At 71.5% G+C, this 24152-nt stretch carries 16 protein-coding genes; 10 read left to right on the top strand and 6 right to left on the bottom strand.

Translation table 11 applies throughout. The features are described 5' to 3' along the window. Window positions 1-38: 38 nt before the first annotated feature. The 5 genes from ACIRP7_RS40610 to ACIRP7_RS40590 all read left to right on the top strand — a co-directional run bounded on the left by ACIRP7_RS40610 (window position 39) and on the right by ACIRP7_RS40590 (window position 10054). Window positions 39-3824, top strand: a complete 3786-nt coding sequence (locus tag ACIRP7_RS40610) for an FHA domain-containing protein (protein WP_403670588.1) — start codon at window positions 39-41, stop codon at window positions 3822-3824. Window positions 3825-4010: 186 nt separating this feature from the next. Further along, entirely contained in the window at window positions 4011-5402 is a 1392-nt protein-coding gene (locus ACIRP7_RS40605; RefSeq protein WP_403670586.1) for an ABC transporter substrate-binding protein, read from the top strand. 4 nt (window positions 5403-5406) lie between these two features. After that, window positions 5407-6750, top strand: a complete 1344-nt coding sequence (locus tag ACIRP7_RS40600; RefSeq protein ID WP_403670500.1) for a carbohydrate ABC transporter permease — start codon at window positions 5407-5409, stop codon at window positions 6748-6750. After that, window positions 6747-7655 carry a carbohydrate ABC transporter permease gene (locus ACIRP7_RS40595; protein WP_403670497.1) on the top strand — a complete coding sequence of 303 codons (909 nt, stop codon included), beginning with the start codon at window positions 6747-6749 and terminating at the stop codon, window positions 7653-7655. Before ACIRP7_RS40600 ends, ACIRP7_RS40595 begins: the two co-directional genes overlap by 4 nt. 140 nt (window positions 7656-7795) lie before the next feature. Beyond that, on the top strand, window positions 7796-10054 hold the full coding sequence (locus ACIRP7_RS40590) for a CDP-glycerol glycerophosphotransferase family protein (RefSeq protein WP_403670494.1): 2259 nt from the start codon (window positions 7796-7798) through the stop codon (window positions 10052-10054). A 121-nt stretch (window positions 10055-10175) separates the two neighbouring features. Here the strand turns inward: ACIRP7_RS40590 and galE are convergent, their stop codons facing one another. Then, window positions 10176-11156, bottom strand: a complete 981-nt coding sequence (gene galE / locus ACIRP7_RS40585; RefSeq protein ID WP_403670492.1) for a UDP-glucose 4-epimerase GalE — start codon at window positions 11154-11156, stop codon at window positions 10176-10178. Window positions 11157-11242: 86 nt separating this feature from the next. Continuing rightward, window positions 11243-11719 carry a MarR family transcriptional regulator gene (locus ACIRP7_RS40580; protein WP_352391107.1) on the bottom strand — a complete coding sequence of 159 codons (477 nt, stop codon included), beginning with the start codon at window positions 11717-11719 and terminating at the stop codon, window positions 11243-11245. A 122-nt stretch (window positions 11720-11841) separates the two neighbouring features. Here ACIRP7_RS40580 and ACIRP7_RS40575 point away from each other — a divergent pair, with 122 nt between their 5' ends. Both ACIRP7_RS40575 and ACIRP7_RS40570 read left to right on the top strand, forming a co-directional pair. Then, entirely contained in the window at window positions 11842-12255 is a 414-nt protein-coding gene (locus ACIRP7_RS40575; protein WP_125192855.1) for an organic hydroperoxide resistance protein, read from the top strand. 529 nt (window positions 12256-12784) lie between these two features. Next, on the top strand, window positions 12785-13717 hold the full coding sequence (locus tag ACIRP7_RS40570) for an ADP-ribosylglycohydrolase family protein (RefSeq protein ID WP_403670489.1): 933 nt from the start codon (window positions 12785-12787) through the stop codon (window positions 13715-13717). 114 nt (window positions 13718-13831) lie between these two features. Here ACIRP7_RS40570 and ACIRP7_RS40565 read toward each other — a convergent pair whose 3' ends face one another. Next, window positions 13832-14458, bottom strand: coding sequence for a TetR/AcrR family transcriptional regulator (locus ACIRP7_RS40565; protein WP_403670486.1), 627 nt, complete (start codon window positions 14456-14458; stop codon window positions 13832-13834). A 222-nt stretch (window positions 14459-14680) separates the two neighbouring features. Here ACIRP7_RS40565 and ACIRP7_RS40560 point away from each other — a divergent pair, with 222 nt between their 5' ends. Further along, on the top strand, window positions 14681-15598 hold the full coding sequence (locus ACIRP7_RS40560; RefSeq protein ID WP_352391104.1) for an ABC transporter permease: 918 nt from the start codon (window positions 14681-14683) through the stop codon (window positions 15596-15598). Next, entirely contained in the window at window positions 15591-16412 is an 822-nt protein-coding gene (locus ACIRP7_RS40555) for an ABC transporter ATP-binding protein (RefSeq protein WP_403670483.1), read from the top strand. Before ACIRP7_RS40560 ends, ACIRP7_RS40555 begins: the two co-directional genes overlap by 8 nt. A gap of 107 nt (window positions 16413-16519) precedes the next feature. Here ACIRP7_RS40555 and ACIRP7_RS40550 read toward each other — a convergent pair whose 3' ends face one another. After that, window positions 16520-21472 (bottom strand): NAD-glutamate dehydrogenase, encoded by a 4953-nt coding sequence (locus ACIRP7_RS40550; RefSeq protein ID WP_403670481.1) that lies wholly within the window; start codon window positions 21470-21472, stop codon window positions 16520-16522. 515 nt (window positions 21473-21987) lie between these two features. On the opposite strand from ACIRP7_RS40550, the gene ACIRP7_RS40545 reads away from it, so the two are divergent. After that, window positions 21988-22554, top strand: coding sequence for a DJ-1/PfpI family protein (locus ACIRP7_RS40545; protein ID WP_403670479.1), 567 nt, complete (start codon window positions 21988-21990; stop codon window positions 22552-22554). A 48-nt stretch (window positions 22555-22602) separates the two neighbouring features. On the opposite strand, the gene ACIRP7_RS40540 is transcribed toward ACIRP7_RS40545, so the two are convergent. Both ACIRP7_RS40540 and ACIRP7_RS40535 read right to left on the bottom strand, forming a co-directional pair. Continuing rightward, window positions 22603-23268: an HAD family hydrolase gene (locus tag ACIRP7_RS40540; RefSeq protein WP_403670476.1), complete on the bottom strand. Its 666-nt coding sequence runs from the start codon at window positions 23266-23268 to the stop codon at window positions 22603-22605. Window positions 23269-23356: 88 nt separating this feature from the next. Beyond that, window positions 23357-23872: a DUF6912 family protein gene (locus tag ACIRP7_RS40535; RefSeq protein WP_403670473.1), complete on the bottom strand. Its 516-nt coding sequence runs from the start codon at window positions 23870-23872 to the stop codon at window positions 23357-23359. Window positions 23873-24152 lie beyond the last annotated feature (280 nt).

Genomic DNA, 24152 nt, shown 5'->3' with positions numbered 1-24152 from the left:
GGATGTCCGCGTCCGAGCAGAAGGGACCGCTGACGGCGATGCAGATCCGGCTGACCGTCGTAGACCCGCTGGGCCCGCCCGACCGGACCCGGGGCCGCGCCGCGAGCCGCGACGTGCTGGTCACCGCTCCCGTCGGCACGGCACTGGCCGCGGTGGCCACGGCACTCGCCTCGGCGGTCCCGGGGGAGGGCGCCTCCCGCGCGGGCGAGGCCGAGCGCGGCGGCGGTCCGGTCGTGCTGTACGCGGACGGTGAGCGGCTGGACGCCCAGCGCGCCACCCTGGGCGAGCCCCCGCTGATCGACGGCGCCGTGCTGTCCCTGGGCGGCCCGGCGGCCCCCGAGCCCCACCCGGAGCTCGACGAGGCCCCCACCCAGCTCCATGTGGTCGCCGGCCCCGACGCCGGCGGCGTCCATCTGCTGCATGGCGGCCAGATCCACATCGGCCGCTCCGCCGACGCCGACGTGCCCCTGGACGACCCCGACGTCTCCCGCCTGCACTGCGCGGTCACGGTCGCGCCCGACGGCCGCGTCTCGGTAACCGATCTCGGCTCCACCAACGGCACGACCCTGGACGGCTCCCGCGTGGGCACCCGCCCGGTCCGGTTCACCCCGGGAGCACTCCTGAGGATCGGCGAGTCGGTGCTCCGGCTGTCGCCGAGCGGGGGGCGACGGCTCGGGACGGAACCGGACGGCGAGGGACATGTACGAGTGACCCCGGGCGAGGCCGGCCCGGTACCGGGCGGGAGCCGGGCACACGGAGCTTCGGGCGCGGCCGGTGAAGCGAACGGCAGTGGTCATGGACCGACCGTGAACGGGGCGCGCCCGCCGGGCCCTGCCCAGGGGCGCGGGACGGCAGGAGCTCGCGAGGACGGCACAAGTGCGTCCGGTTCGGTCCCCGCACAGGCGGAGCGGTCGCCCCGCGCGCGGGGCAGGGTGTCGGCAGGCCTGGAGGAGGGTCGCGCCGGCGGCGACTCCTCGCCCCGGCCGCCCACCGACCGGACCCGTCACGCCTACGGCTCCGCGAGCTGGGGCGCGTCCGGCGGCGGCCCCGAAACCCCGGGAGCGCAGGGGCACGGCCCCGCCGAGCCGCCGGTCGTCGTGCCGGGCCAGGGCGGCGCGCCTCGGATCGAGCACCGGGACGACACCGACACCAACCCCGGGGACACTCATGGCGGCCGCTCCGGGCTCGGCTCCTTCGAAGTGACGCGCACCACCGCCGTCCCCCCGCCTCCCCCAACCGAGCAGGCACTGCCCTCGGCTCCCGATCCGGCAGACGCCCCCGCGACGGGTCGCCGCAAGGGCACCCCCCTGCGCGGGACCGACGTACCGCAGGGTGTGCGGCGGCGCGGCGGGCTGTCCGCGTGGGCCCGGCGACTGGCCGGGGGACGGGGTGAGCAGGAGACATCCGAGCAGGACGAGGCGTACGGCGAGACGAGCCGGCCCGTCACCGCCGTGCCCTCGGCCACCGCGTCCCAGCTGCCCGAGGTCTGGCCCGACCCGGCCGCCCTGCTGCTGACCGCACTGGGTCCCGGCGCGCGCCTGTGGGAGCGCGGGCCCGGGCATGCGGAGGCCCTCACCGTGCGGCTCGGCACCGCCGACCGGGCGGCCCCCGACGGCTCGGGGCTGCTGCCGGCCGTTCCGGTCACCGCGGATCTGCGCGAGGTCGGTGCGCTGGGCCTGGCCGGTCCCCGCGCGCGGCTCGCCGGGCTGGCCCGCGCGGTGGTCGCCCAGCTCGCCGCCCTGCACGCCCCCGAGACCCTGGAGATCGTCCTGATCAGCGCGGACCGCTCCCGGCCCGCGCAGGAGCGCACCGCCGAGTGGTCCTGGCTCGGCTGGCTCCCCCATGTCCGCCCGGGACACGGCCAGGACTGCCGTCTCCTTCTCGCCCACGACCGCGAACAGGCCGCGGCCCGCACCGACGAACTTCTGCGGCGCCTCGACGACCACCTGGCCGACTCCGAGCTCGCCCCGGCCCGCGGAACCGTGCCGGCCGCCCGCTCCGCCACCCCGCAGGACCACCCCCGGAACACCACCCGACGGCCCTCCTGGGCCCGGGACGACACGGAGGACGGGACGAGCGGCGGCTTCCCCGGGCCGTACACCGTGGTGGTCGTGGACGGCGATCCCGGCGGCGCAGGCCTGCGCAAGGCGGTGGCGCGGCTGGCGGCGGAGGGTCCCCGCGCCGGCATCCACGTCGTGTGCCTGGCCGAGACGGCCCCGGCCTCGCCCGCCTCTCCGGTGACGGACACCTACGAGGCGGCGTGCGCGGCGGCCCCCACGTTCCGCGAGTGCGGGGCGGTCGGCCTGCTCAGCGGGGACGTGGCGACGGCACTGCGGCTGATGCGGGTGGCCCGAGCAGGGGTCCCCGCGGAGGCGGGCCGTGAGAGCGACGGCACCGGCGCCACTCCCGGCCGCTCCGAGAGCGACCGCACCCGCCCCGGTGCCGAGATCCCCTCCACCGGCCCAGGTCCGCGCACCGACGCCGACACCGTCCACCTCAGCGCAGTCGCCACGGCCACCCCCACCCCCGTCGGCCACGGCACGGTCGCCGCCGTGGACGCCGTCTCCGCGGCCTGGGCCGAGCGGTTCGCGCGGGCGCTGGCGCCGCTGCGGACGGACGGCACCGCCGGTGCGGGGCACACGCGCGTGTCCTCGCCGTTGCCCCAGTCGGCGCGCCTGCTGGACGAGTTGGGGCTGGCCCGGGCCACCCCGCCGTCGCTGATGACCCGCTGGGCGGACGCGGCCGACGACCCGGAGTCGCTCGGCGGCCGGGCGTGGGCGGTGCTGGGGGCCGGGCCGCGCGGCCCGGTCTGCGCCGACCTCGTGGCCGAGGGCCCGCACCTGCTGATCGAGGGCCCCGCGGGCAGCGGCCGTACGGAACTGCTGCGGGCGGCCGTCGCCTCGCTGGCCGCGGCCGAGCGCCCCGACCGTCTCAGCATCGTCCTGATGGACGGCCGGGACACCGTGGGCGCCGGTGGCCACGGCGAGGGCCTGCGCGTGTGCACCGACGTACCGCATGTGACCACCCACCTCATCGCCAACGACCCGGTCCGTATGCGGGAGTTCGCCCAGTCCCTGAGCGCCGAGCTGAAGCGGCGCGCGGAGTTGCTGGGCCGCTCCGACTTCGCAGAGTGGCACACCGGCCGGGAGCTGTCGGGCCGTATGGTCGCCCAGCGCACGGCGTCCCCCCGCAGCGCCACAGGCACCGCGGGTACGCCCGGCGACCCGGCGGCCGCCGACCTCGACTCGCCGCCCAGCTCCACGATCCGCCTGCGTCCGGCCGCGGCCCGGCGCCGGACGGAGACGGCACCCCCGCTGCCCCGTCTGGTCGTGATCGTGGACGACCTGGACGCCCTGGTCTCGCCGCCCCTCGGCTCCCCGGGCCGGCCGGCCGCCGGCTCGGTCATACGCGCGCTGGAGGCGGTGTCCCGTGAGGGCGAGCGCCTGGGCGTCCACCTGGTGGCCGCGACCGGCCCGGGCGGCCGTACGGCGGAGTCGGAAGCGGCCCGCCGGGCCACCCTCCGCGTCACGCTGGACACCCCGGCCACCGGCCCGGACGAACCGGCGCCCGGCCGCGGCCGGTTGACCCGGCCCGACGGCCGGGCCACGGCGTTCCAGGCCGGCCGGGTCACCGGCCGCATCCCCCGCACGGCGACCCTGCGCCCCACGGTCGTCCCTCTGGAGTGGGAACACATGGGTGACCCTCCGGCCCGCCGCCCGGTCCGGGAACTGGGCAACGGCCCGACGGATCTTGCCCTGCTGGCGAGTGCATTGGAACGCGCGGCGAGGGAAGTGGCAGCAGCAGAGGTCCCGTCACTGCTCTAGGCGTCAAGGGGTCCGGGGGCCCCGCCCCGGGTGACGCCTGCCCGGACGCACCGGCACTGGTCACGACGGCATCACGATCACCCGCTTGACAGTGGACGCCCACTTGCCGACCTCGGCGCCCCGGCGTAGACCAGTTCGCACGGGACAGCCCTCGACGTTCGACGAGGAACGAAGAACGGGGTCGTGATGCGCAGCACGAGCAGCACACAGCGGAAGCACAGGTCAGCGAACAGGGCTGCCAAGTCGGCGGCCGCCGCCCTCGCGGCGGCCCTCGCCCTCTCGCTCACCGCATGCAGCGGAGATGACGGCAAGAGCAGTGACACGGGCGCGACAGGCGGCAAGGAGACCGGCACGACGGTCACCCTGCCCAAATTGAACGGCCAGAGCCTGGAGGTCGCCGCCGTCTGGAGCGGCGCCGAACAGACGAACTTCAAAAAGGTTCTCTCGGAGTTCGAGAAGCGCACCGGCGCCAAGGTGACTTTCGTGCCCGCCCAGGACCCGATCGTCAACTTCCTGGGTTCGAAGGTCGCGGGCGGCCAGCCGCCGGACATCGCGATGCTCCCGCAGCCGGGTGCCATCAAGCAGGCCGTGGACAAGAAGTGGGCCAAGCCCCTGGGAGCGGAGGCCAAGGCGGAGCTCGCCAAGAACTACTCGCAGGGCTGGCAGGACATCGGCAAGGTGGGCGGCACCCAGTACGGCGTGTACTACAAGGCCGCCAACAAGTCGCTGATCTGGTACAACGCCAAGGTCTTCGAGAACGCGGGCGCCACCGAGCCGAAGACCTGGGCCGAGCTGCTCACCACCGCGCAGACGGTCTACGACTCGGGTGTGACCCCGTTCTCGGTGGGCGGCGCCGAGGGCTGGACCCTGACGGACTGGTTCGAGAACATCTACCTCTCCCAGGCGGGCCCGGAGAAGTACGACCAGTTGGCCAAGCACGAGATCAAGTGGACGGACCCGTCCGTGAAGGACGCGCTGACCACGCTGGCCCAGGTCTGGGGCAAGAAGGACTATGTCGCGGGCGGCGCCAAGGGCGCGCTGCAGACCGACTTCCCGGCCTCGGTGACCCAGACCTTCACCGGCGGCGACCAGCCCAAGGCGGCCATGGTCTACGAGGGCGACTTCGCACAGGTCAACATCCAGACGGCCAAGGCGAAGGTCGGCACGGACGCGAAGGTGTTCCCGTTCCCGAAGGTCGGTGGCACCGCCCCCGTGGTCTCCGGCGGCGACGCGGCCGTGATCCTGAAGGACTCCAAGGCGGCGCAGGCGCTGGCAACCTTCCTGGCCTCCCCGGACGCGGCGACGATCCAGGCCAAGCTGGGCGGCTATCTCTCGCCGAACAAGAGCGTGGACATCTCCTCGTATCCGAACCCGGTGCAGCAGAAGATCGCCAAGGCGCTGATCGACTCGGGCGACGACTTCCGCTTCGACATGTCCGACCAGGCGCCGCAGGCCTTCGGCGGAACGCCCGGCAAGGGTGAGTGGAAGGCGCTCCAGGACTTCCTGACGAACCCGAAGAACGTCGCGGGCACCCAGGCCAAGCTGGAGGCCGACGCGGCGGCCGCCTACGGGAACTGACGCGATGACGTCCGCCACCGAGGCAGGGGTCCCACCGGCCCCTGCCTCCCCCAAGTCGCGCAAGAGCGTGACCGGCACGCGCAGGTCCGTGGCAGTGCTGTTCCTGCTGCCCGCCCTGGTGCTGCTGGGCGCGCTCGTGGTCTACCCGATCGGGTACTCGATCGTCCGCAGCTTCTACAACCAGTCCGGTGACGGTTTCGCCGGAATCGACAACTACAAGGCCCTGTTCACCGACGACGGCATCCGCACGGCCCTGAAGAACAACATCATCTGGGTGGTGTTCGCACCGACGATCGCCACCGCGCTCGGTCTGGTCTTCGCGGTGCTGACCGAACGGGTGCGCTGGGGAACGGCGTTCAAGCTGGTCGTCTTCATGCCGATGGCGATCTCCATGCTGGCGGCGGGCATCATCTTCCGGCTCGTCTATGACCAGGACCCGGACAAGGGGTTCGCGAACGCGGTGTGGGTGGGCGTGCACGACACGTTCGCGCAGTCCTCGGCGTTCCCCAAGGCCCACCCGGGCCGCAACTCCCCCCTGGTGGCACAAGGGGGCGGCTTCCTCACAAAGACGACGGTCCACACCGGCGGAACGGTGACCCTGCCCCTGGTGGGTGTCGCCCCCGACCAGATGCCCGGTGACGCAAAGAAGGCCGTGGCGCCGCAGGCGGACCCGGGCCGGATCACCGGAACCACCTGGCAGGACTTCACGCGTGGCAAGGGCGTCGGCACGCTCGGCGGGGTCGACCCGACCGAACTCGGCTACCCCGGCATGAAGATCGAGGCGGTCAAGGACGGCAAGGTCGTCGAGACGGCGAAGGCCGGCGGCGACGGCACGTTCTCCTTCTCGGAGAAGGCCGACGGGGCCCGACTGCGGCTTCCGGCGAGCAACTTCAAGGAGGCCTACAACGGGCTCGACTGGCTCGGACCGTCGCTGGTGACACCGGCGATCATCGGGTCGTACATCTGGATGTGGGCCGGTTTCGCGATGGTGCTGATCGCGGCCGGGCTCGCGGGCATCCCCCGCGAACTCCTGGAGGCGGCCCGGGTCGACGGCGCGAGCGAGTGGCAGGTCTTCCGCAGGGTCACGATCCCCCTGCTGGCGCCCGTCCTCGCGGTCGTCACCGTGACCCTGATGATCAACGTCCTGAAGATCTTCGACCTGGTCTTCATCATCGCCCCGGGCTCCTCGCAGGACGACGCGAACGTCCTCGCCCTGGAGCTGTACCGCAAGGGCTTCGCCGAGGACCAGCCCGGCATCGCGAGCGCCATCTCGGTGTTCCTGCTGCTGCTGGTGATCCCGGTGATGTGGTTCAACATTCGTCGGCTCAGGCGGGAGGTACGGCGATGACCACTCAGGCCGAAAGGCTCCCCGAGACGTCGACGGCCGACGAGGCGAAGGCGAAACAGTCGCTCGGCTCACGGCTCGTCGAGCGCGTCAGCGGCGGCTTGATCAGCGTCTTCCTCGTCGTCGTCGGCCTGTTCTGGCTGGTGCCGACGATCGGGCTGCTGATCTCCTCGCTGCGCAGCCCGGCCGACCTGGCGGCGACCGGCTGGTGGAAGGTCTTCACCGAGCCCTCCCAACTCACCCTCGACAGCTATGACAAGCTCCTCCAGAACAGCGACATCACCGGTTCCATCGTCAACACCGTGCTGATCACGGTCCCGGCGACGCTGCTCGTGATCGTCATCGGCGCGCTCGCGGGCTACGCGTTCGCGTGGATGGAGTTCCCGGGCCGCGACTGGTGGTTCATGGGCGTGGTCGGCCTGCTGGTGGTGCCGGTCCAGGTGGCGCTGATCCCGATCGCCGAACTCTTCGGCAAGCTGGGCCTGTTCGGCAACATCTTCGGGGTGATCCTCTTCCACACGGGCTTCGGCCTGCCCTTCGCGGTGTTCCTGCTGCGGAACTTCTTCGCGGAGATCCCCCGCGAACTCCTGGAGGCGGCACGGCTGGACGGCGCGGGCGAACTGCGCCTGTTCCTGAGGGTGGTGATGCCGCTCGGCGGGCCCGCGATCGCGAGCCTGGGCATCTTCCAGTTCCTGTGGGTGTGGAACGACATGCTGATCGCCCTGGTGTTCACGAACGCCGACAGCCAGCCGATCACCGTCGCCCTCCAGACCCAGATGCGTGCCTTCGCCGACAACGTCGACGTCCTGGCACCGGGCGCGTTCATCTCGATGGTGATTCCGCTGATCGTGTTCTTCGCGTTCCAGCGGCAGTTCGTCTCCGGCGTGATGGCGGGCGCGGTCAAGTAACCCGTACGACGGCGGAGTTGGAGGGGCGGACCGGAACCGGTCCGCCCCTTCGCGTTCGCCCGAATGCCGTACGGACCGTAACCCCGTGCCGTCGTCGGGCGTTCCCGGGCAGAACTCCCGTGCCGACTCTTGGATGTGCCGTGCCCAGGTTCAGTGTCATCGTCCCCGCGTACAAGGTTCAGGCATATCTGCCCGCATGCCTGGAATCGGTGCTCTCACAGTCGTACGAGGATCTGGAGCTGATCGCGGTCGACGACCGCTCGCCGGACGCGTGCGGCGAGCTCATCGACGAGTACGCGGCCCGTGACCCCCGGGTCAAGGCGGTCCACCTGGCACGGAACTCGGGGCTCGGGCCCGCCCGCGACGCCGGGACGGCCGAGGCGAGCGGCGACTACCTGCTGTTCCTCGACGGCGACGACACCCTCACCCCGCACGCGCTGCGGGCGATCGCCGACCGGCTGAAGGAGACGGGCGAGCCGGACGTCCTGGTCCACGGCCACGCGCTCGCCCACTGGTCGGACGGGACGGTCCGCGACGCCTCCGCGGGCCGGCTCACCGAGCAGGGTCCGGCGCCCTTCCCTCTGGAGGACCGCCCGGGGCTGCTGCGGGTGCCGCCGGTGGCCTGGAACAAGGCGTACCGCAGGGAGTTCGTCGAGCGCGAGGGCTTCGTCTTCCCGCCCGGTCACCACACGGACCTGCCCTGGACCTACCCCGCCCTGATGGCCGCGGAGTCGATCGCCACCCTCGACCGGGTCTGCGTCCACCACCGCAAGCGCCGCGGGGGCGAACCCCGCGACGCCGCCGACCACTTCGACGTCTTCGAGCAGTACGACAGGGTCTTCGCGTACGTCGACTCGCGCCCCGAACTCGCTCAGTGGCGGCCGGTGTTGTTCCGCCGCATGGTGGACCACCTCTCGGCGGTGTTCACCGACCGGGAGAGCCTCCCGCGCTCCAGCCGCCGCGAGTTCCTGCGGCGGGCCCGCGACCACTACCGCGCCCACCGCACCCCGGGCCACCCGGCCCCGGCGCGCTCCCGGTTGCGCCACGCCGTGATCCGCCTGGGCCTGTACCGCACCCAGCGGCTCGCGGAACTGGCCCGCAGGTCCGGCCGAGGGACCACCCGCCCGCTCGTACGCCTCGCCACGTCCCTGCACGCGGCGGCCCTGCGGCTCCACTACCGCGTCCAGCTCCGCCTCCCGCTGCGCGCGGACCGCGCCGTCTTCGCCGCCTACGGGGGCCGCGGCCACGGCTGCAACCCGGGCGCCCTCGAGGAGGCGTTCCGCACCCTCGCCCCGCACATCCGTACCGCGTGGATCGCCCGCCCCGAGCACCACCACACGATCCCGACCGCGACCCGCAGGCTGCGCCCCGGCACAGCCGCCTACTGGACGGCGCTGGCCCGCTCCAAGTACCTGGTGAACAACACCGACTTCGACCGCCGTCTGGTCAAGCGCCCCGGCCAGGTCCTCATCCAGACCCAACACGGCACACCGCTCAAGCACATGGGCCTGGACCTGCGAGAACGCCCGGCGGCAGCAGGGGACTTGGACTTCGACGCGATGCTGCGCGGCGTCGACCAGTGGGACTACCTCCTGTCCCCCAACCGCCACACCACCCTGGCCTGGGAGCGCGTCTACCCCGGGGGCTACACCACGCTCCCGTACGGTTCTCCACGCAACGACGTGTTCCAGCGGGCGACTTCGGAGGACGTACGGCGGCTGCGCGAGTCCCTCGGCATCCCCGCGGGCTCGGTCGCGATCCTGTACGCGCCGACCTACCGCGACTACCGCCGCACCCAGCACACCACCCTCGACCTGGACCGCCTCCTGCGCCGCCTGGGCCCCCGCTTCGTCGTCCTGGCCCGCGCGCACCACCGCCACGGCGGCCCGCTCGTCTCCCCCGCGACCGGCCGGGTCGTCGACGTCACCGACCACCCGAGCGTGGAGTCCCTGTGCCTCGCCTCGGACGCCCTGGTCACCGACTACTCGTCCCTGATGTTCGACTACGCGGGCCTGGACCGCCCGATCGTGATCCACGCCGACGACCGGGAGGCGTACGAGGCGGCCCGCGGCACCTACTTCGACCTGCGGTCCTTCGCGCCGGGCGCGATCGCGCGCAGCGAGGACGAACTGATCGACATCTTCGCCACCGGCCACTGGCGCGGCTCCCGCTCCACCCAGCTGCGCTCGGCGTTCCGCGAGCGTTTCTGCCCGTACGACGACGGCCGCGCCGCCGAACGGGTCGTACGCCATGTCGTCCTGGGCGAGACCGAGTTGCCGCCGGTGATCCCGCCGGCCGAACGGCATCCGGTGCCGTCGGCGGCGGCCGCGCTCGACCGCTCCCCGCTGGCCACCGTGCCCGGCCCCGCGACGGACGCGTCCGTCGCCGAGACCCGCTAGGAGGGGCCCGTGCCGTCGAGTCCGTCCCGTCCCACCCCGACCCGCCCGTCCACCTGGCGACCGGCGGGGCGGCCGGGGCGCCGGGCGCCGCGTGGCCCGGGCGGGCCGCCGTCGCCCGCCGCTATCCCCGGGCCGCCTGCGGATGCAGCCGCACCCATCCCTCCCACGCCGATGTGATCATGTCCTGGACGTCGTGCTTGGCCTTCCAGCCGAGTTCCGTGGCCGCCAGGTCGGCGGAGGCGACGACCCGGGCAGGGTCTCCGGGGCGGCGGGGAGTGACCGTCGGGGGGCGGTCGTAGCCGGTGATGGCGTTGATGTGGTCGATCATCTCGCGCACGGAGACGCCCTCGCCACGGCCGATGTTGACGGTGAGGTCGCGCCCGGGGGCCGACTGCAGGGTGCGGGCCGCGGCCACGTGGGCCTCGGCCAGGTCGGCGACGTGGATGTAGTCGCGGACGCAGGTGCCGTCGGGGGTGTCGTAGTCGTCGCCGAAGATGCGCGGGGCCGCGTCCTCGGTGAGCCTCTCGAAGACCATCGGGACGATGTTGAAGACACCCGTGTCGGCCAGCTCGGGGCTCGCCGCGCCCGCCACGTTGAAGTAGCGCAGACACGCCGTGGACAGGCCGGTCGCGCGGCCCGTGGCACGGACCAGCCACTCCCCCGCCAGCTTGGTCTCGCCGTACGGGGACATCGGCGCGCACGGGGTCTCCTCGGTCACCAACGGGACGTCCGGCATGCCGTACACCGCCGCGGAGGACGAGAAGACGAAGGAGGGGACCTGGGCCGTCGTCACCGCCTCCAGGAGCACGCGCAGGCCCTCGACGTTCTGCCGGTAGTAGTGCAGCGGCAGGTCCACCGACTCGCCGACCTGCTTCTTCGCCGCGAGGTGGACCACACCGGTCACCTCGTGGTCCGCCAGGGTGTGCGCGACCCGCTCGGCGTCCAGCGTGGAACCCACCACCAGCGGCACGTCGGCCGGCACGCGCTCGGCGACACCGGTGGACAGGTCGTCGTACACGACCGCCTGCTCGCCCGCCTCGGTCATCGCCCTCACGACGTGCGCCCCGATGTAACCGGCGCCGCCGGTGATCAGCCAGGTCATGTACGGCCGTCCCCTCTTCGCTCGACCCGTGTCCGCGTATCAGTGAACCAGGCGGTCGGGGCCGACGGGGACCACTGCGGTGACCGTCAGTCCTCGTCGGGCAGCTCGGCGTGCACGGCCGCGTCCAGTGACGAGGTGAGCTGGTCGAGGCGGGCCCGCAGGTCGCGGATCTCGTCCACGTCGAAGCTGGTCGCCGCGACGATCCGGCGGGGCACCTGTACCGCGCGCTCGCGCAGGGCGACGCCCTCCTCGGTGAGCCGCACCTCCACGGAGCGCTCGTCACGGGTACTGCGCTCGCGGCGGACCAGGCCGGCCGCCTCAAGGCGCTTGAGGAGCGGGGAGAGGGTGCCCGAGTCGAGCCGCAGGTGCTCGCCGAGCTTCTTGACGGGCAGGTCGCCGTGCTCCCACAGCACGAGCATCACCAGGTACTGCGGGTAGGTGATCCCCAGATCCTTGAGGATCACGCGGTAGACGCTGCCGAAGGCGCGGGAGGCCGCGTTCAGGGAGAAGCAGATCTGCTGGTCGAGGCGGAGCCAGTCGGTGGCGGTCGGTGGCGTGGTCATGGCTCCAGGATAGCTCTTGTGAGCCATTTAGTTGTGCACAACTAAATTGTGTGCTCTACTAACGGTCGTGAGGGCGGCCGCAGAAGAGCCGCCGGAACAGACTTCGAGAGGGATGGTCTTTCATGGACGCGCTCTACACCGCTGTCGCCACCGCCACCCACGGCCGTGACGGCCGGGCCTACACGAACGACGGCAAGATCGACGTCGCGCTGGCCCCGCCGGTGGAGCTCGGCGGCAACGGACAGGGCACCAACCCGGAGCAGCTGTTCGCCGCCGGTTACGCCGCCTGCTTCGGCAGCGCCCTCGGTCTCGTCGGCCGCCAGGCCAAGGTGGACGTCAGCGACGCCGCCGTCACCGCCGAGGTCGGCATAGGCAAGCAGGGCGAGGGCTTCGGCCTCAAGGTCGCCCTCCGCGTCGAACTCCCCGACACCGTGGACGCGGAGACCGGCCGCAAGCTCGTCGAGCAGGCCCACCAGGTCTGCCCCTACTCCAACGCCACCCGCGGCAACATCGAGGTGGACCTCGTCATCGAGTAGGTCCGGAAGCGGACTTGCGGGGACGGGGGTGCGTGGCCGCGGGGGGCGGGGGCGGGGCGGATACGCCGGGTCAGAGCTTGCCTGGGCGGGCCGCCGACGGTTCGGGGTCGGCCCAGGGTGGGTGGCCCCATGACCCACGGAAGGCCGGCCCGGGCCTGCCCGGGCGAGTCGCCGGCAGCTCGGGGTCGGCCCCGCCGCGAGTGACCCATGAGGCCCGGTCTTGCCGGAGACGGACACCCCGGGCCTGGCCTGCCCTGACGGGCCGCCAACGGCTCGGGGTCGGCCCGCGTGGCTGACCGTAACCGCTCGGGGCCGGCCCGCGCGCGTAGTCCCATGACCCACGGAAGGCCGGCCCGGGCCTGCCCGGGCGAGTCGCCGGCAGCTCGGGGTCGGCCCCGCCGCGAGTGACCCATGAGGCCCGGTCTTGCCGGAGGCGGACACCCCGGGCCTGGCCTGCCCTGACGGGCCGCCGACGGCTCGGGGTCGGCCCGCGTGGCTGACCGTAACCGCTCATGGCTAGCCTGCGCTGATGGTCGTCAGCGTGGAGCGCGCCCTGGGCGCTGTCATCGGTTCCGCCGTGGGGGACGCGCTGGGCGCTCCCTTCGAGTTCGGGCCGGAGGGCGCTTTCTCGGACCGCTTTCCGGAGCCGGGGCACGGCGGCGAGATGTGCGGGGGCGGCGGCTGGGACCCGGGTGAGGCGACCGACGACACGCAGATGGCGGTCCTGGTCGCCGAGTCGCTGGTGGAGTGCGGCGGGCTCGAACTCCCGGACGTCTACCGGCGGTTCCAGCGGTGGGCGGCGGCGGAGCCGAAGGACATCGGCCTCCAGACCGAGGCCGTGCTCAGCAGCGACGACTCCTGGGACATCGCGGCCGCTCTCCACTTCCAGGTGAACCAACGGGCGGCGGGAAACGGCGCCCTGATGCGGGCGGCCCCGTCCGCCGTGCACTTCGCTCGCCACGGCCGCGAGGCCACCATGGCCGCCGCCCGCCGCCTGGCCGCCCTCACCCACGGCGACCGTGCGGCCTGGGAGGGCACGGCCGTCTTCCACGAGCTGATCCGAGTGGCCCTCGCCGGTGACGACCCGCTGGACGCCGTGGAAGCCACCCTCGACACGGTCCACCCGGACCACCGCCGGCGCTACGCCACCGTCCTGGCCCCCGACTGGCACCCGGACCAGGCCACCGAGTTCAACGGCGCCGTATGGCCCTGCCTGGGCTCGGCGGTCTGGGCGCTGCGCACGACGACCTCGTACGAGACTGCCGTACGCGCCGCGATCGACCTGGGCGGCGACACGGACACGGTGGCAGCGGTGACGGGCGGCCTGGCCGGAGCGGTGTACGGCGTCAAGGCCGTCCCGGAGCGCTGGACGGCCCCCCTGCACGTGCCGCTGCCGGGCTTCGCCGACCGGGTGCTGAGGACCCCCGACTTGGCGGACCTCACTCATCGGCTCATCCGGTGACAGGAGCGGCCTCCGGTACAGATGCGCCGCCAGACTCTCCTTGCGGCGGGCGGGCGAGCCGGGCGCCGCCACGACACAGCCCTCGAAGAACCGGCGGCCCCGCGGCCACCGCGGTCAGAGCGCCTTCAGCGCCTCCGTCGTCGCCCTGGCCAGCGCCGCGAGATACCCCTTCGGCAGCTTGGGGCTGCGGATCACCACAGAACGCCAGTACAGCGGACCCGAGATCAGATCGAGGGCCAGCTCGTCGTTGAAGCCCCTGCGGAGCTCCCCGCGCTGCTCCGCCGCCGCGACGATCTTGCTGGCGACGCCCTCCTGCCCCTTCTGCAACGCGTCCTGCAGGGCCTCGGCGATCTCCGGGTTACGGGCCGCCTCGGCCTGGAGGTCCGGGATGATCTGCGAGGCCACCGGATGCCGCAGCGCCCTGGACGTCACCTCGTACAGCACCCGCAGGTCGTCCTCCAGCGAGCCCGTGTCCGGCACCGGCAGGCCCATCACCGCGATCTCCGACACGACATCGAGGACCAGGTGCTGCTTGGAACGCCAGCGGCGGTAGACCGCGGTCTTGCCGACGCCCGCGCGGCGCGCGATGCCCTCGATCGACATCCGCGCGTATCCGGCCGCCGCGAGCTCCTCGAAGACGGCTGCCCGAATGGCTTCCGTCACATCCTCACGGAGGACGGCGGCCCCTGCCGGGGCACGGCGGCGCGTACGGGTCTGCGGCGCGTCGGCGTTGGTCGTCATGCGGAACAGCATAGGGCGTAGCGACGAAACGGTCCCGTTCCGACGCGATCCGTCACGACGAAACGGTTGCGTTCCGACGCTCACTCGTCTTACGCTCACGTTGCGACGATACGGTCCCGTCCCGACGAAAGAAAACGTGAAGAGTCACGTAAGGAAACGCCGAATGACGGGCGTGCAGGCCGCACGCGCACCACCCCCACCCCCCGAGCGAAAGCAGCGGATGTGAGCCAGGTCCTCGACACACCGCCCCCGACAGCGCCCCCGGCCGGCGACGACCTCTCGGCCCTGGCCGCCCGGTACGGCCTCACGGTCAGCGGCGCCCGTCCGTCCCTGCCCGACTACGTCCGTCAGCTGTGGGCACGGCGTCACTTCATCACCGCGTTCTCGACCGCCAAGCTCACCGCGCAGTACAGCCAGGCCAAGCTCGGCCAGGTCTGGCAGGTGATGACCCCGCTGCTGAACGCGGCGGTCTACTACTTCATCTTCGGCGTGCTGCTGGGCACCAAGAGGAACGTGCCGGACTATGTCCCGTTCCTGGTCACGGGCGTGTTCATCTGGACGTTCACCCAGAGTTCGATCATGGCGGGCACCCGCGCGATCTCCGGCAACCTCGGCCTCGTGCGCGCCCTGCACTTCCCGCGGGCCGCGCTGCCGATCTCGTTCGCCCTGCAGCAGCTGCAGCAGCTGCTCTTCTCGATGGCCGCCCTGGTCGTGATCCTGCTCTGCTTCGGTGTCCCGCTCGCCGCGTCCTGGCTGCTGGCGATCCCGGCGCTGCTCCTGCAGTCCACGTTCAACGCGGGCGTCTCGATGATCATGGCGCGGATGGGCGCCAAGACGCCGGACATCGCGCAGCTGATGCCGTTCGTCCTGCGCACCTGGATGTACGTCTCCGGCGTCATGTGGAGCATCGACAAGCTGGCGAAGGGCCACCACGACTGGCCGTCCTGGGTGGTCCCCGTCCTCCAGGCCAACCCGGCCGCCGTCTACATCGACCTGATGCGCTACGCCCTGATCGACAGCTTCCACGCGAGCCAGCTCCCGCACCACGTGTGGGCGCTCGCGGTGGGCTGGGCGCTGGTCGCCGGCGTCGGCGGCTTCATCTACTTCTGGAAGGCTGAGGAGACGTACGGCCGTGGCTGACATCGAGAACGACAAGATCCCCACCGTCGTCGTGGACGGCGTCGACATCGTCTACCGCGTCAACGGCACCGGCGCGGGCAAGGGCTCCGCCACCGCCGCCCTCAACCGCATGCTGCGCCGGGGCCAGGTCGAGAAGGCGTCGGGCGTGCGCAAGGTGCACGCCGTCAAGAACGTGTCCTTCGTCGCCTACAAGGGCGAGGCGATCGGGCTGATCGGCACCAACGGCTCCGGCAAGTCGACCCTGCTCAAGGCGGTCGCGGGCCTGCTCCCGGTGGAGAACGGCCGTATCCACACCGACGGCCAGCCCTCCCTCCTCGGCGTCAACGCGGCCCTGATGAACGACCTCACCGGCGAGCGCAACGTCCACCTCGGCGGGCTCGCCATGGGCATGTCCCGCGAGCAGGTCAGGCAGCGCTACCAGGAGATCGTCGACTTCTCCGGCATCAACGAGAAGGGCGACTTCATCACCCTCCCGATGCGCACCTACTCCTCCGGCATGGCGGCCCGTCTGCGCTTCTCCATCGCCGCCGCCAAGGACCACGACGTCCTCCTCATCGACGAGGCCCTCGCCACCGGCGACCGTTCCTTCCAGAAGCGCTCCGAGGCCCGCATCCGCGAGCTTCGCCAGACCGCGGGCACGGTGTTCCTGGTCAGCCACAGCAACAAGTCGATCCGCGACACCTGCGACCGGGTGCTGTGGCTGGAACGCGGCGAACTGCGCATGGACGGCCCCACCGACGAGGTCCTGGCGGCCTACGAGGACTTCACGGGCGGCCCGGACAAGGCGAAGCCGCAGCCGACGGTCGCGGCCTGACCCACGGCTCTCCCTCCACGACGACGAGGGCGCCCGGAACCGTGAAGTTCCGGGCGCCCTCGTCGTCGTATCGCTGTCCTATCGCCCGCGTGTCGCTGCCGGAGCGCTTACGAATGCTGCCGCAGCAGTGTCCGCATCGTGCGCATCGCCACCGACAGGTTGGCCAGGTCGAACGCGTCCGAGCTCTGGATCTCGTCCAGGGTGGTGCGCGCCCGGCTCAGGATCGGGGCGTTCTTCTCCTCCCAGGCCTTGAAGCGCTCCTCGGGAGTGGACGTGCCGTTGCCCACCGCCAGGACGTCGGCCGTCAGCGCCGAGTGGGCCGCGTAGAGGTCCTCGCGGATGGAGGCGCGGGCCATGGACTGCCAGCGGTCGGCGCGGGGCAGCTCGATGATGCGGTCCATGAGCTGGGTGATGTGGAGACGGTCGGCGAGGTCGTAGTACACCTCGGCGACGTCCATCGGGTCCCGGCCCATCCGGTCGGCCACCGAGACGATGTCCAGCGTCGGGAAGGCCGAGGAGAACCCGGCCACGCGCGTGGCGAGTTCGTCCGGGACTCCGGCGCCGCTCAGCTCGTCGTAGATCTTCTGGTACCACTCCAGGTCGGCGCCCCGCAGCAGCTTCGGCAGCTGCGACCACACCTGTTCGACGCGGTCGCCGAAGAACTCGACGGTCTCGGCGAGTTGGAGCGGCTGCGGCCGGTTGTTGAGCAGCCAGCGCGTGCCGCGCTCGACCAGCCGGCGCGAGTGCAGCCGGATCCGGGTCTGTACGGCCGCCTCGACCTGGTTGTCGAGCGCCTCGACCCCGTCCCACACCACGCCGGAGCGGAAGATCGCGCGGGCCACGGTCTGGGCCCGGACGATCTCCTCCAGCGAGGCGCCGGTCTCCTCGCGCAGGCGGTGCAGATACGTCGTACCGCCGGTGTTGACCGTGTCGTTGACCAGGACGGTCGTGGTGATCTCGCGGTGCAGCGGGTGGTGGTCGATGTGCTCGGCGAACTTCTCGCGCAGCGCGGCCGGGAAGTACGTGTGCAGCAGGCCGTGCAGATACGGGTCGTCAGGGAGCGAGGTGTGCAGCAGCTCCTCGGCGACCGTGATCTTCGTGTACGCCAGCAGGACGGCCGTCTCCGGGCTGGTCAGGCCCTGAGCGGCGCCGAGGCGTTCGCGAATCTGGCGGTCGGTGGGCAGGAACTCCAGGGCCCGGTCGAGGTGGCCCTCGCGCACCAGGTGGCGCATGAAGCGCTGCTGGGCATGGAGCATGTCCTTGGACTGGGCGAGCGCGTTGGCGATGGCGGTGTTCTGCGCGTAGTTGTTGCGCAGGACCAGGCGGCCGACCTCGTCGGTCATCTCGGCGAGCAGCTTGTTGCGCTGCTTGACCGTCATGTCGCCCTCGGCGACCAGGCCGTTGAGCAGGATCTTGATGTTCACCTCGTGGTCGGAGGTGTCCACGCCCGCGCTGTTGTCGATGGCGTCGGTGTTGATCTTGCCGCCGTGCAGCGCGAACTCGATCCGGCCGAGCTGGGTCAGCCCCAGGTTGCCGCCCTCGCCGACGACCCGCACGCGCAGGTCGGCGCCGTCGACGCGGATCGGGTCGTTGGCCTTGTCGCCGACGTCCGCGTGGGTCTCGGTCGAGGCCTTCACGTACGTGCCGATACCGCCGTTCCACAGCAGGTCCACCGGCGCCTTGAGGATCGCCTTCATCAGGTCGGCCGGGGTCATCTTGGTGACCTTGTCCTCGATGCCGAGGGCCTCGCGGACGTGGGCGTTGACAGGGATGGACTTGGCGGTGCGGGGGAAGATGCCGCCGCCCGCGGAGATCAGCTCGGTGTTGTAGTCGGCCCAGCTGGAGCGCGGGAGCTCGAAAATGCGACGGCGCTCGGCGTAGGAGGTGGCCGCGTCCGGCTTCGGGTCGATGAAGATGTGCCGGTGGTCGAAGGCGGCGACCAGGCGGATGTGCTCGGACAGCAGCATGCCGTTGCCGAACACGTCACCGGACATGTCGCCGATGCCGACCACCGTGAAGTCCTCGGACTGGGTGTCGACGCCGAGCTCCCGGAAGTGCCGCTTGACGGACTCCCAGGCGCCGCGGGCGGTGATGCCCATGCCCTTGTGGTCGTAGCCGGCCGAGCCGCCGGAGGCGAAGGCGTCACCGAGCCAGAAGTTGTACGACTCCGCGACCCCGTTGGCGATGTCGGAGAAGGTCGCTGTGCCCTTGTCGGCCGCGACCACCAGGTAGGTGTCGTCCTCGTCGTGCCTCACGACGTCCGCCGGGGGCACGACTTCGCCGGCCACCATGTTGTCGGTGATGTCGAGCAGCGCCGAGATGAACATCTTGTAGCTGGCGATGCCCTCGGCCAGCCACGCGTCCCGGTCGACGGACGGGTCGGGCAGCTGCTTGGCGACGAAGCCGCCCTTGGCGCCGACCGGCACGATGACGGTGTTCTTCACCATCTGCGCCTTGACCAGGCCGAGGATCTCGGTACGGAAGTCCTCGCGCCGGTCGGACCAGCGCAGACCGCCACGCGCGACCTTGCCGAAGCGGAGGTGCACGCCTTCGACGCGCGGCGAGTAGACCCAGATCTCGAACGCCGGGCGCGGTGCCGGGAGGTCGGGGATGGCCTGCGGGTCGAACTTCATGGAGACGTAGTCGTGCGGCTTGCCGCCCGCGGCCTCTTGGAAGAAGTTGGTGCGCAGGGTCGCCTTGATGACGGTCAGGAAGGAGCGCAGGATCCTGTCCTCGTCCAGCGAGGCCACCTGGTCGAGGGCCGCGTCGAGCTCCTCCAGGAGGGCGTCCACGAGTTCGTGGCCTGCGCGCTGGCGGTCCGGCGACATCCGCGCCTCGAACAGGGAGACGAGCAGCCGGGTGGTGTGCACGTTGTTGCGGAGGGTGTCCTCCATGTAGTCCTGGCTGAACGTCGAGCCCGCCTGGCGCAGGTACTTGGCGTACGCCCGCAGCACCATCGCCTGGCGCCAGCCCAGGCCGGCGCTCAGCACCAGGGCGTTGAAGCCGTCGTTCTCCGCCTTGCCGGTCCAGGTGGCGGCGAAGGCCTCCTGGAAGCGCTCGCGGCCGTCGTCGCCGAGGTAGTCGCCGGTGCCGTTCTGCGACTTGGGCATGCGCAGGCCGAAGTCGTAGATCCAGGCGATGCTGCGGTCGGAGCAGCGCAGTTCGTAGGGCCGCTCGTCCGTCACCTCGACGCCGAGCCGGCTGAGGACCGGCAGCACGGCGGACAGGGAGATGGCGTCGCCCTTGCGGTAGATCTTGAAGCGGCGCTCCTCGGGGGCGGCGCCCACCGGCTCGTACAGGCTGAGCGCGAAGTCGTTCTCCTCGCCGAGCCGCTCGATGTGGACGAGGTCGGCGACCGCCGAGCGCGGGGTGTGGTCGGCCTTGTAGCCCTCGGGGAAGGCGTTGCCGTAACGGCGCGTCAGCTCGGCGGCGCGCTCCTCGCCGAGTTCGGCGTTGAGCGCCTCGGCGAAACCGTCGGCCCAGGAGCGGGCGGCCTCGACCAGGCGGGCCTCGATGTGCTCCTTGTCGCTGTCGCTGAGCTGCGGCAGTTCGGTGCCCTGCGGAACGCGCACCACGAAGTGCAGCCGGGACAGGATCGACTCGGTGTTCCAGGCGGTGAAGTCGACGCTGATGCCGCCGAGCTCCTCCTTCAGGATGTCGATGATCCTGAGGCGGACGCCGGTGGTGTAGCGGTCGCGGGGCAGGTAGACGAGGGCCGAGTAGTAGCGGCCGTACTCGTCCTGGCGCAGGTACAGGCGCAGCCGCCGCCGCTCCTGGAGGTACAGGACGGAGGTGGCGATGGACTCCAGCTCGTCGGCCGGGGTCTGGAAGAGCTCGTCGCGCGGGTAGGTCTCCAGGATCTGGAGCAGGTCGCGGCCGTCGTGGCTGTTGGGCGAGAAACCGGCCCTTTCGAGCACCTCGTCCACCTTGCGCCGAATGACCGGAACCCGGCGCACCGACTCGGTGTAGGCGGCGGAGGAGAACAGCCCGAGGAATCGCCGCTCGCCGACGACGTTGCCGTCCGCGTCGAACTTCTTGACCCCGATGTAGTCGAGGTACGAGGGCCGGTGCACGGTCGCCCGGCTGTTGGCCTTGGTCAGGACCAGCAGCTTGTGCTCGCGGGCCTTGGCGCGGGCGTCGGCGGGCAGCCGCTCGAAGGACGGGCTGACCGGGTGGCCCTCTTCGCCCGCGTGGTGCGGGTCGGAGCGCAGGATGCCGAGACCGGTACCGGGCACGGCCGCGAGGGAGTCGTCCGACCTGAGCTGGTACTCGCGGTAGCCGAGGAAGGTGAAGTGGTCGTCGGCCAGCCAGCGCAGCAGCTCGCGGGCCTCGTCGATCTCCATGCCGCGCAGATCGGTGGCGACGGGCTCGGCGGGCAGTTCGTCGGCCATGCGCAGGGCCGTGTCCCGCATCTTCTCCCAGTCCTCGACGGCCTCCCGGACGTCGGACAGGACACGCAGCAGGTCGGCGGTGATCTGCTTCAGGTCGCCGCGGTCGGTCTCGCGGTCGATCTCGACGTGGATCCAGGACTCGGTGTGCGCGTCGTGCGGGAGGTCACCCCCGGAGGGCGGGACGGTGAGGATCTCGATCAGCTTGCCGGTGAGGTCACGGCGGACGACGACCTGGGGGTGGATCACGACATGGATGCCGCGCCCCTGCCGGGTGAGCTCATTGGTGACGGAGTCGACGAGGAAGGGCATGTCGTCGGTGACGACCTCGACGACCGAGTGGGTGCACGTCCAGCCGTTCTCCTCCACCGTGGGCGTGTGCACCCGCACGTTGGCCGTGCCCTGCGGGCGCGTCTCGCCCAGCCGGAAGTGGGAGAGAGCGGCTCCGTAGACGTCGATCGGGTCGCGGTCGGTGAGGTCTTCCGGTGCCGTGTGCAGGTAGTAGCGCTGGAGGAACGCGAGCACGGTCTCGCTGTCCGGGGTGTCCGGGGTGCGGGAGGTGTCGTCGTCCGTCGTCCCAGTCGGTAGGTGCCCCCCGGCCGGGCTGTTCTCAGCTACCCGTGCGGCCCTCTCGAGCAGCTCGGCCTTGGCTTCGTCCAGCTTGGTCTGCATTGTCCTCTGACTCCTGTCGCGCGCCGTTGCGTGACGTAGAAGGAAGTACGGTCTCTTCCCCTGCGGCTCGACGCCACGGCCCGGGGTCTCCGGTCTGCTCCGACGCTATGCCGCACGGTGAGATGAGCGGGGGTATATCGGCCATTGTCGACCCGCCCGCCAGGTGTGACGCTGCTCTCTGCCGCGCCGGTGACGAGGGTGTACTCGGCGTCATGAGGGCCCGTACGGCCCCGTCCCGCCCGCGAGGATCAGCGGCCGCCGCCCGGCCACGGAGGTGTTCCGTGCGCACCGGGCGCGGGGCGGGGGCCACAGCGCCCCCGCGAACTATCGCGCTGATCACGCCACCTAGGCTATCGCTCCCCACTGGGGGGCCGTCATGAGCCGTATGTGTACAAAACCGGGGGTGGAACTTTGACACTCTGCACAGTGCCCACGTCGCCTCCAGGCCATGATCTTCTCCCTTCCCCCTCGCGCGCCCTCTTGGCAAGGACGCCCTGGCGGTGCACTTTGCCGACATGACCGCAAAAATCCTCATCGTCACCGGTGACGCAGCAGAGTCACTGGAGGTCCTGTACCCCTACCAGCGCCTGCGCGAGGAGGGCTACGACGTCCATGTCGCGGCCCCCACCCGCAAGACGCTCCGCTTCGTCGTCCACGACTTCGAACCCGGCTTCGACACCTACACCGAGAAGCCCGGCTACACCTGGCCCGCCGACCTGTCCTTCGCGGAGGTCGACGCCGGTCAGTACGTCGCTCTCGTCATCCCCGGCGGCCGCGCCCCCGAGTACCTGCGCAACGACCCCGAGCTCCGCAAGATCCTCAAGTCCTTCTTCGACGCGGACAAGCCGGTCGCCCAGATCTGCCACGGTCCGCTGCTCACCGCCGCGATCGACAGCCTGCGCGGCCGTCGCGTCACGGCCTATCCGGCTCTGGAACCCGACATGCAGTCCGCCGGCGCGGCTTTCCAGGACGCCGAGGTGGTGGTCGACGGCACCCTCGTCTCCTCCCGCGCCTGGCCGGACCACCCGGCCTGGATGCGGGAGTTCTTGACGGTGCTCAGGGCGAAGGCGCCGGTGACCTGACCTACGGGGTGCCGCATGCCACCGTGGTCGCGGAACTGACGCGGACCGTCACGCCGCTATACGCTCAGCCTCCGCGACCGCCTCCGCCAGGGTGTCCACGACAGGCACCCCGACGCCCTCGAGACTGGCCCGGCTGTGCGACCCCCCGGTGTACAGCACAGCCCTCGCCCCCACCCGCATCGCGGCCACCGCGTCGTCCGCGGCGTCCCCGATCACCACGGTCCGAGCCGCCTCCACTCCCACCAGCGCGGCGAGATGCCGCTCCATGTGCTCCGCCTTGCTCCCCCCGGACGGCCCCGTCCGCCCGTCCACCCGTACGAAGTGCGCCTCGATCCCGAAGCCGCGCACCAACGGCACCAGCTCGTCATGCACGTACATGCTGAGAATCGACTGGCTTCGCCCGGCCGACCGCCACCCCGTCAGCAGCTCCACCGCGCCGTCGGTGAGCCCGCACCCCACCCGGTGCTCCGCGTAGTACCGATGGAAGGTCTCGTCCATGAGCTCCCACTCGGCGTCCGTGGGCAGCCGGCCGAGCAGCCGCTCGTAGAACTTCGGCACCGGCACGCAGTACAGCGCCCGGTACTGCTCCATCGTGATCGGCGCGAGCCCCAACTCGCCGAACGCCGCGTTCGTCGCCCCGATGATCGCGTCGTTGTCGTGGAACAGCGTGCCGTTCCAGTCCCAGACGATGTGCGCCCCTGTCAGCTTCCCCATGCCAAAAACGTACCCGCCCCCACTGACAATCAAGAGATCAGCAGGTCAAAACGGGTAAAGCCGCGACCCGGTAGGGCCGAGACCGGGCTCAGCCGCCCAGCCCGACCAGGTTCGGGATCTCCTGCGTCGCGTACCACAGCAGCTCGTGGTCCTCGGCCCCGTCCACGACGAACTGCGCGTCGTCGTCCCCGGCGTCCGCCGCCTCCAGCGCGTCCACCGCGGCGGTGACATCCTGCACCGCGTCGTCCGAGTCGACGTGCACCGCAGCCGCCTTGGCCAGCTTCACCGTCCCGGCGACCCGCACCTCACCGAGGGCCGCGGGATCCAGCGCCCGGTCGGGATCGGCGACCGCCGCCCCGTCGGCCACGTCGACGGCCACCACGACCCGGCGCCGCCCGGCCCCGGCGTCCGCGGCGAGCAGCCGCAGGGAGGCCAGCGCGGCCCGGTTCAGCGCCGCGTACTCCAGCTCCTCGATGTCGTCGGAGAGGTACCACTCGCGCAGGGCGGGGGTGACGGCGTAGGCGAGGAGCGGTCCGGCCCCCAGCTCACCCGTCTTGTACGCCTCGGCGAGACCGGAGAGGGTCAGGGGGACGTAGACGCGCATGGCTGGCCGCTTTCGTGGTCGGAGAACGTCATCGGAGGGGCTCCGCTAAGGCCTTCAGGATACGTGCGGGCGTCCCCTTTCGAGTCCCTGCCCAGACCTCGGCAGGCGTCCACCCCGGGCCCGGAATTCACCCGCCTCGCCCCCGAGTTCACGGGCTTTCCCCCTCTCCCGTCACCCTGATAGGTGAACATTCCGGCCGCGCGATCCGGCCCGCGGCTTCCTTGCGGCCACGGTCCACGGCCCCGTACAAGATCCCCACCAGAAGTTACTGCCCGGTACT

The organism is Streptomyces sp. NPDC102270, from assembly GCF_044766405.1.
GTDB lineage: Bacteria > Actinomycetota > Actinomycetes > Streptomycetales > Streptomycetaceae > Streptomyces.
Note: the sequence above shows the minus strand (reverse complement) of the source record. Positions and strands in the feature narration are given on the sequence as shown.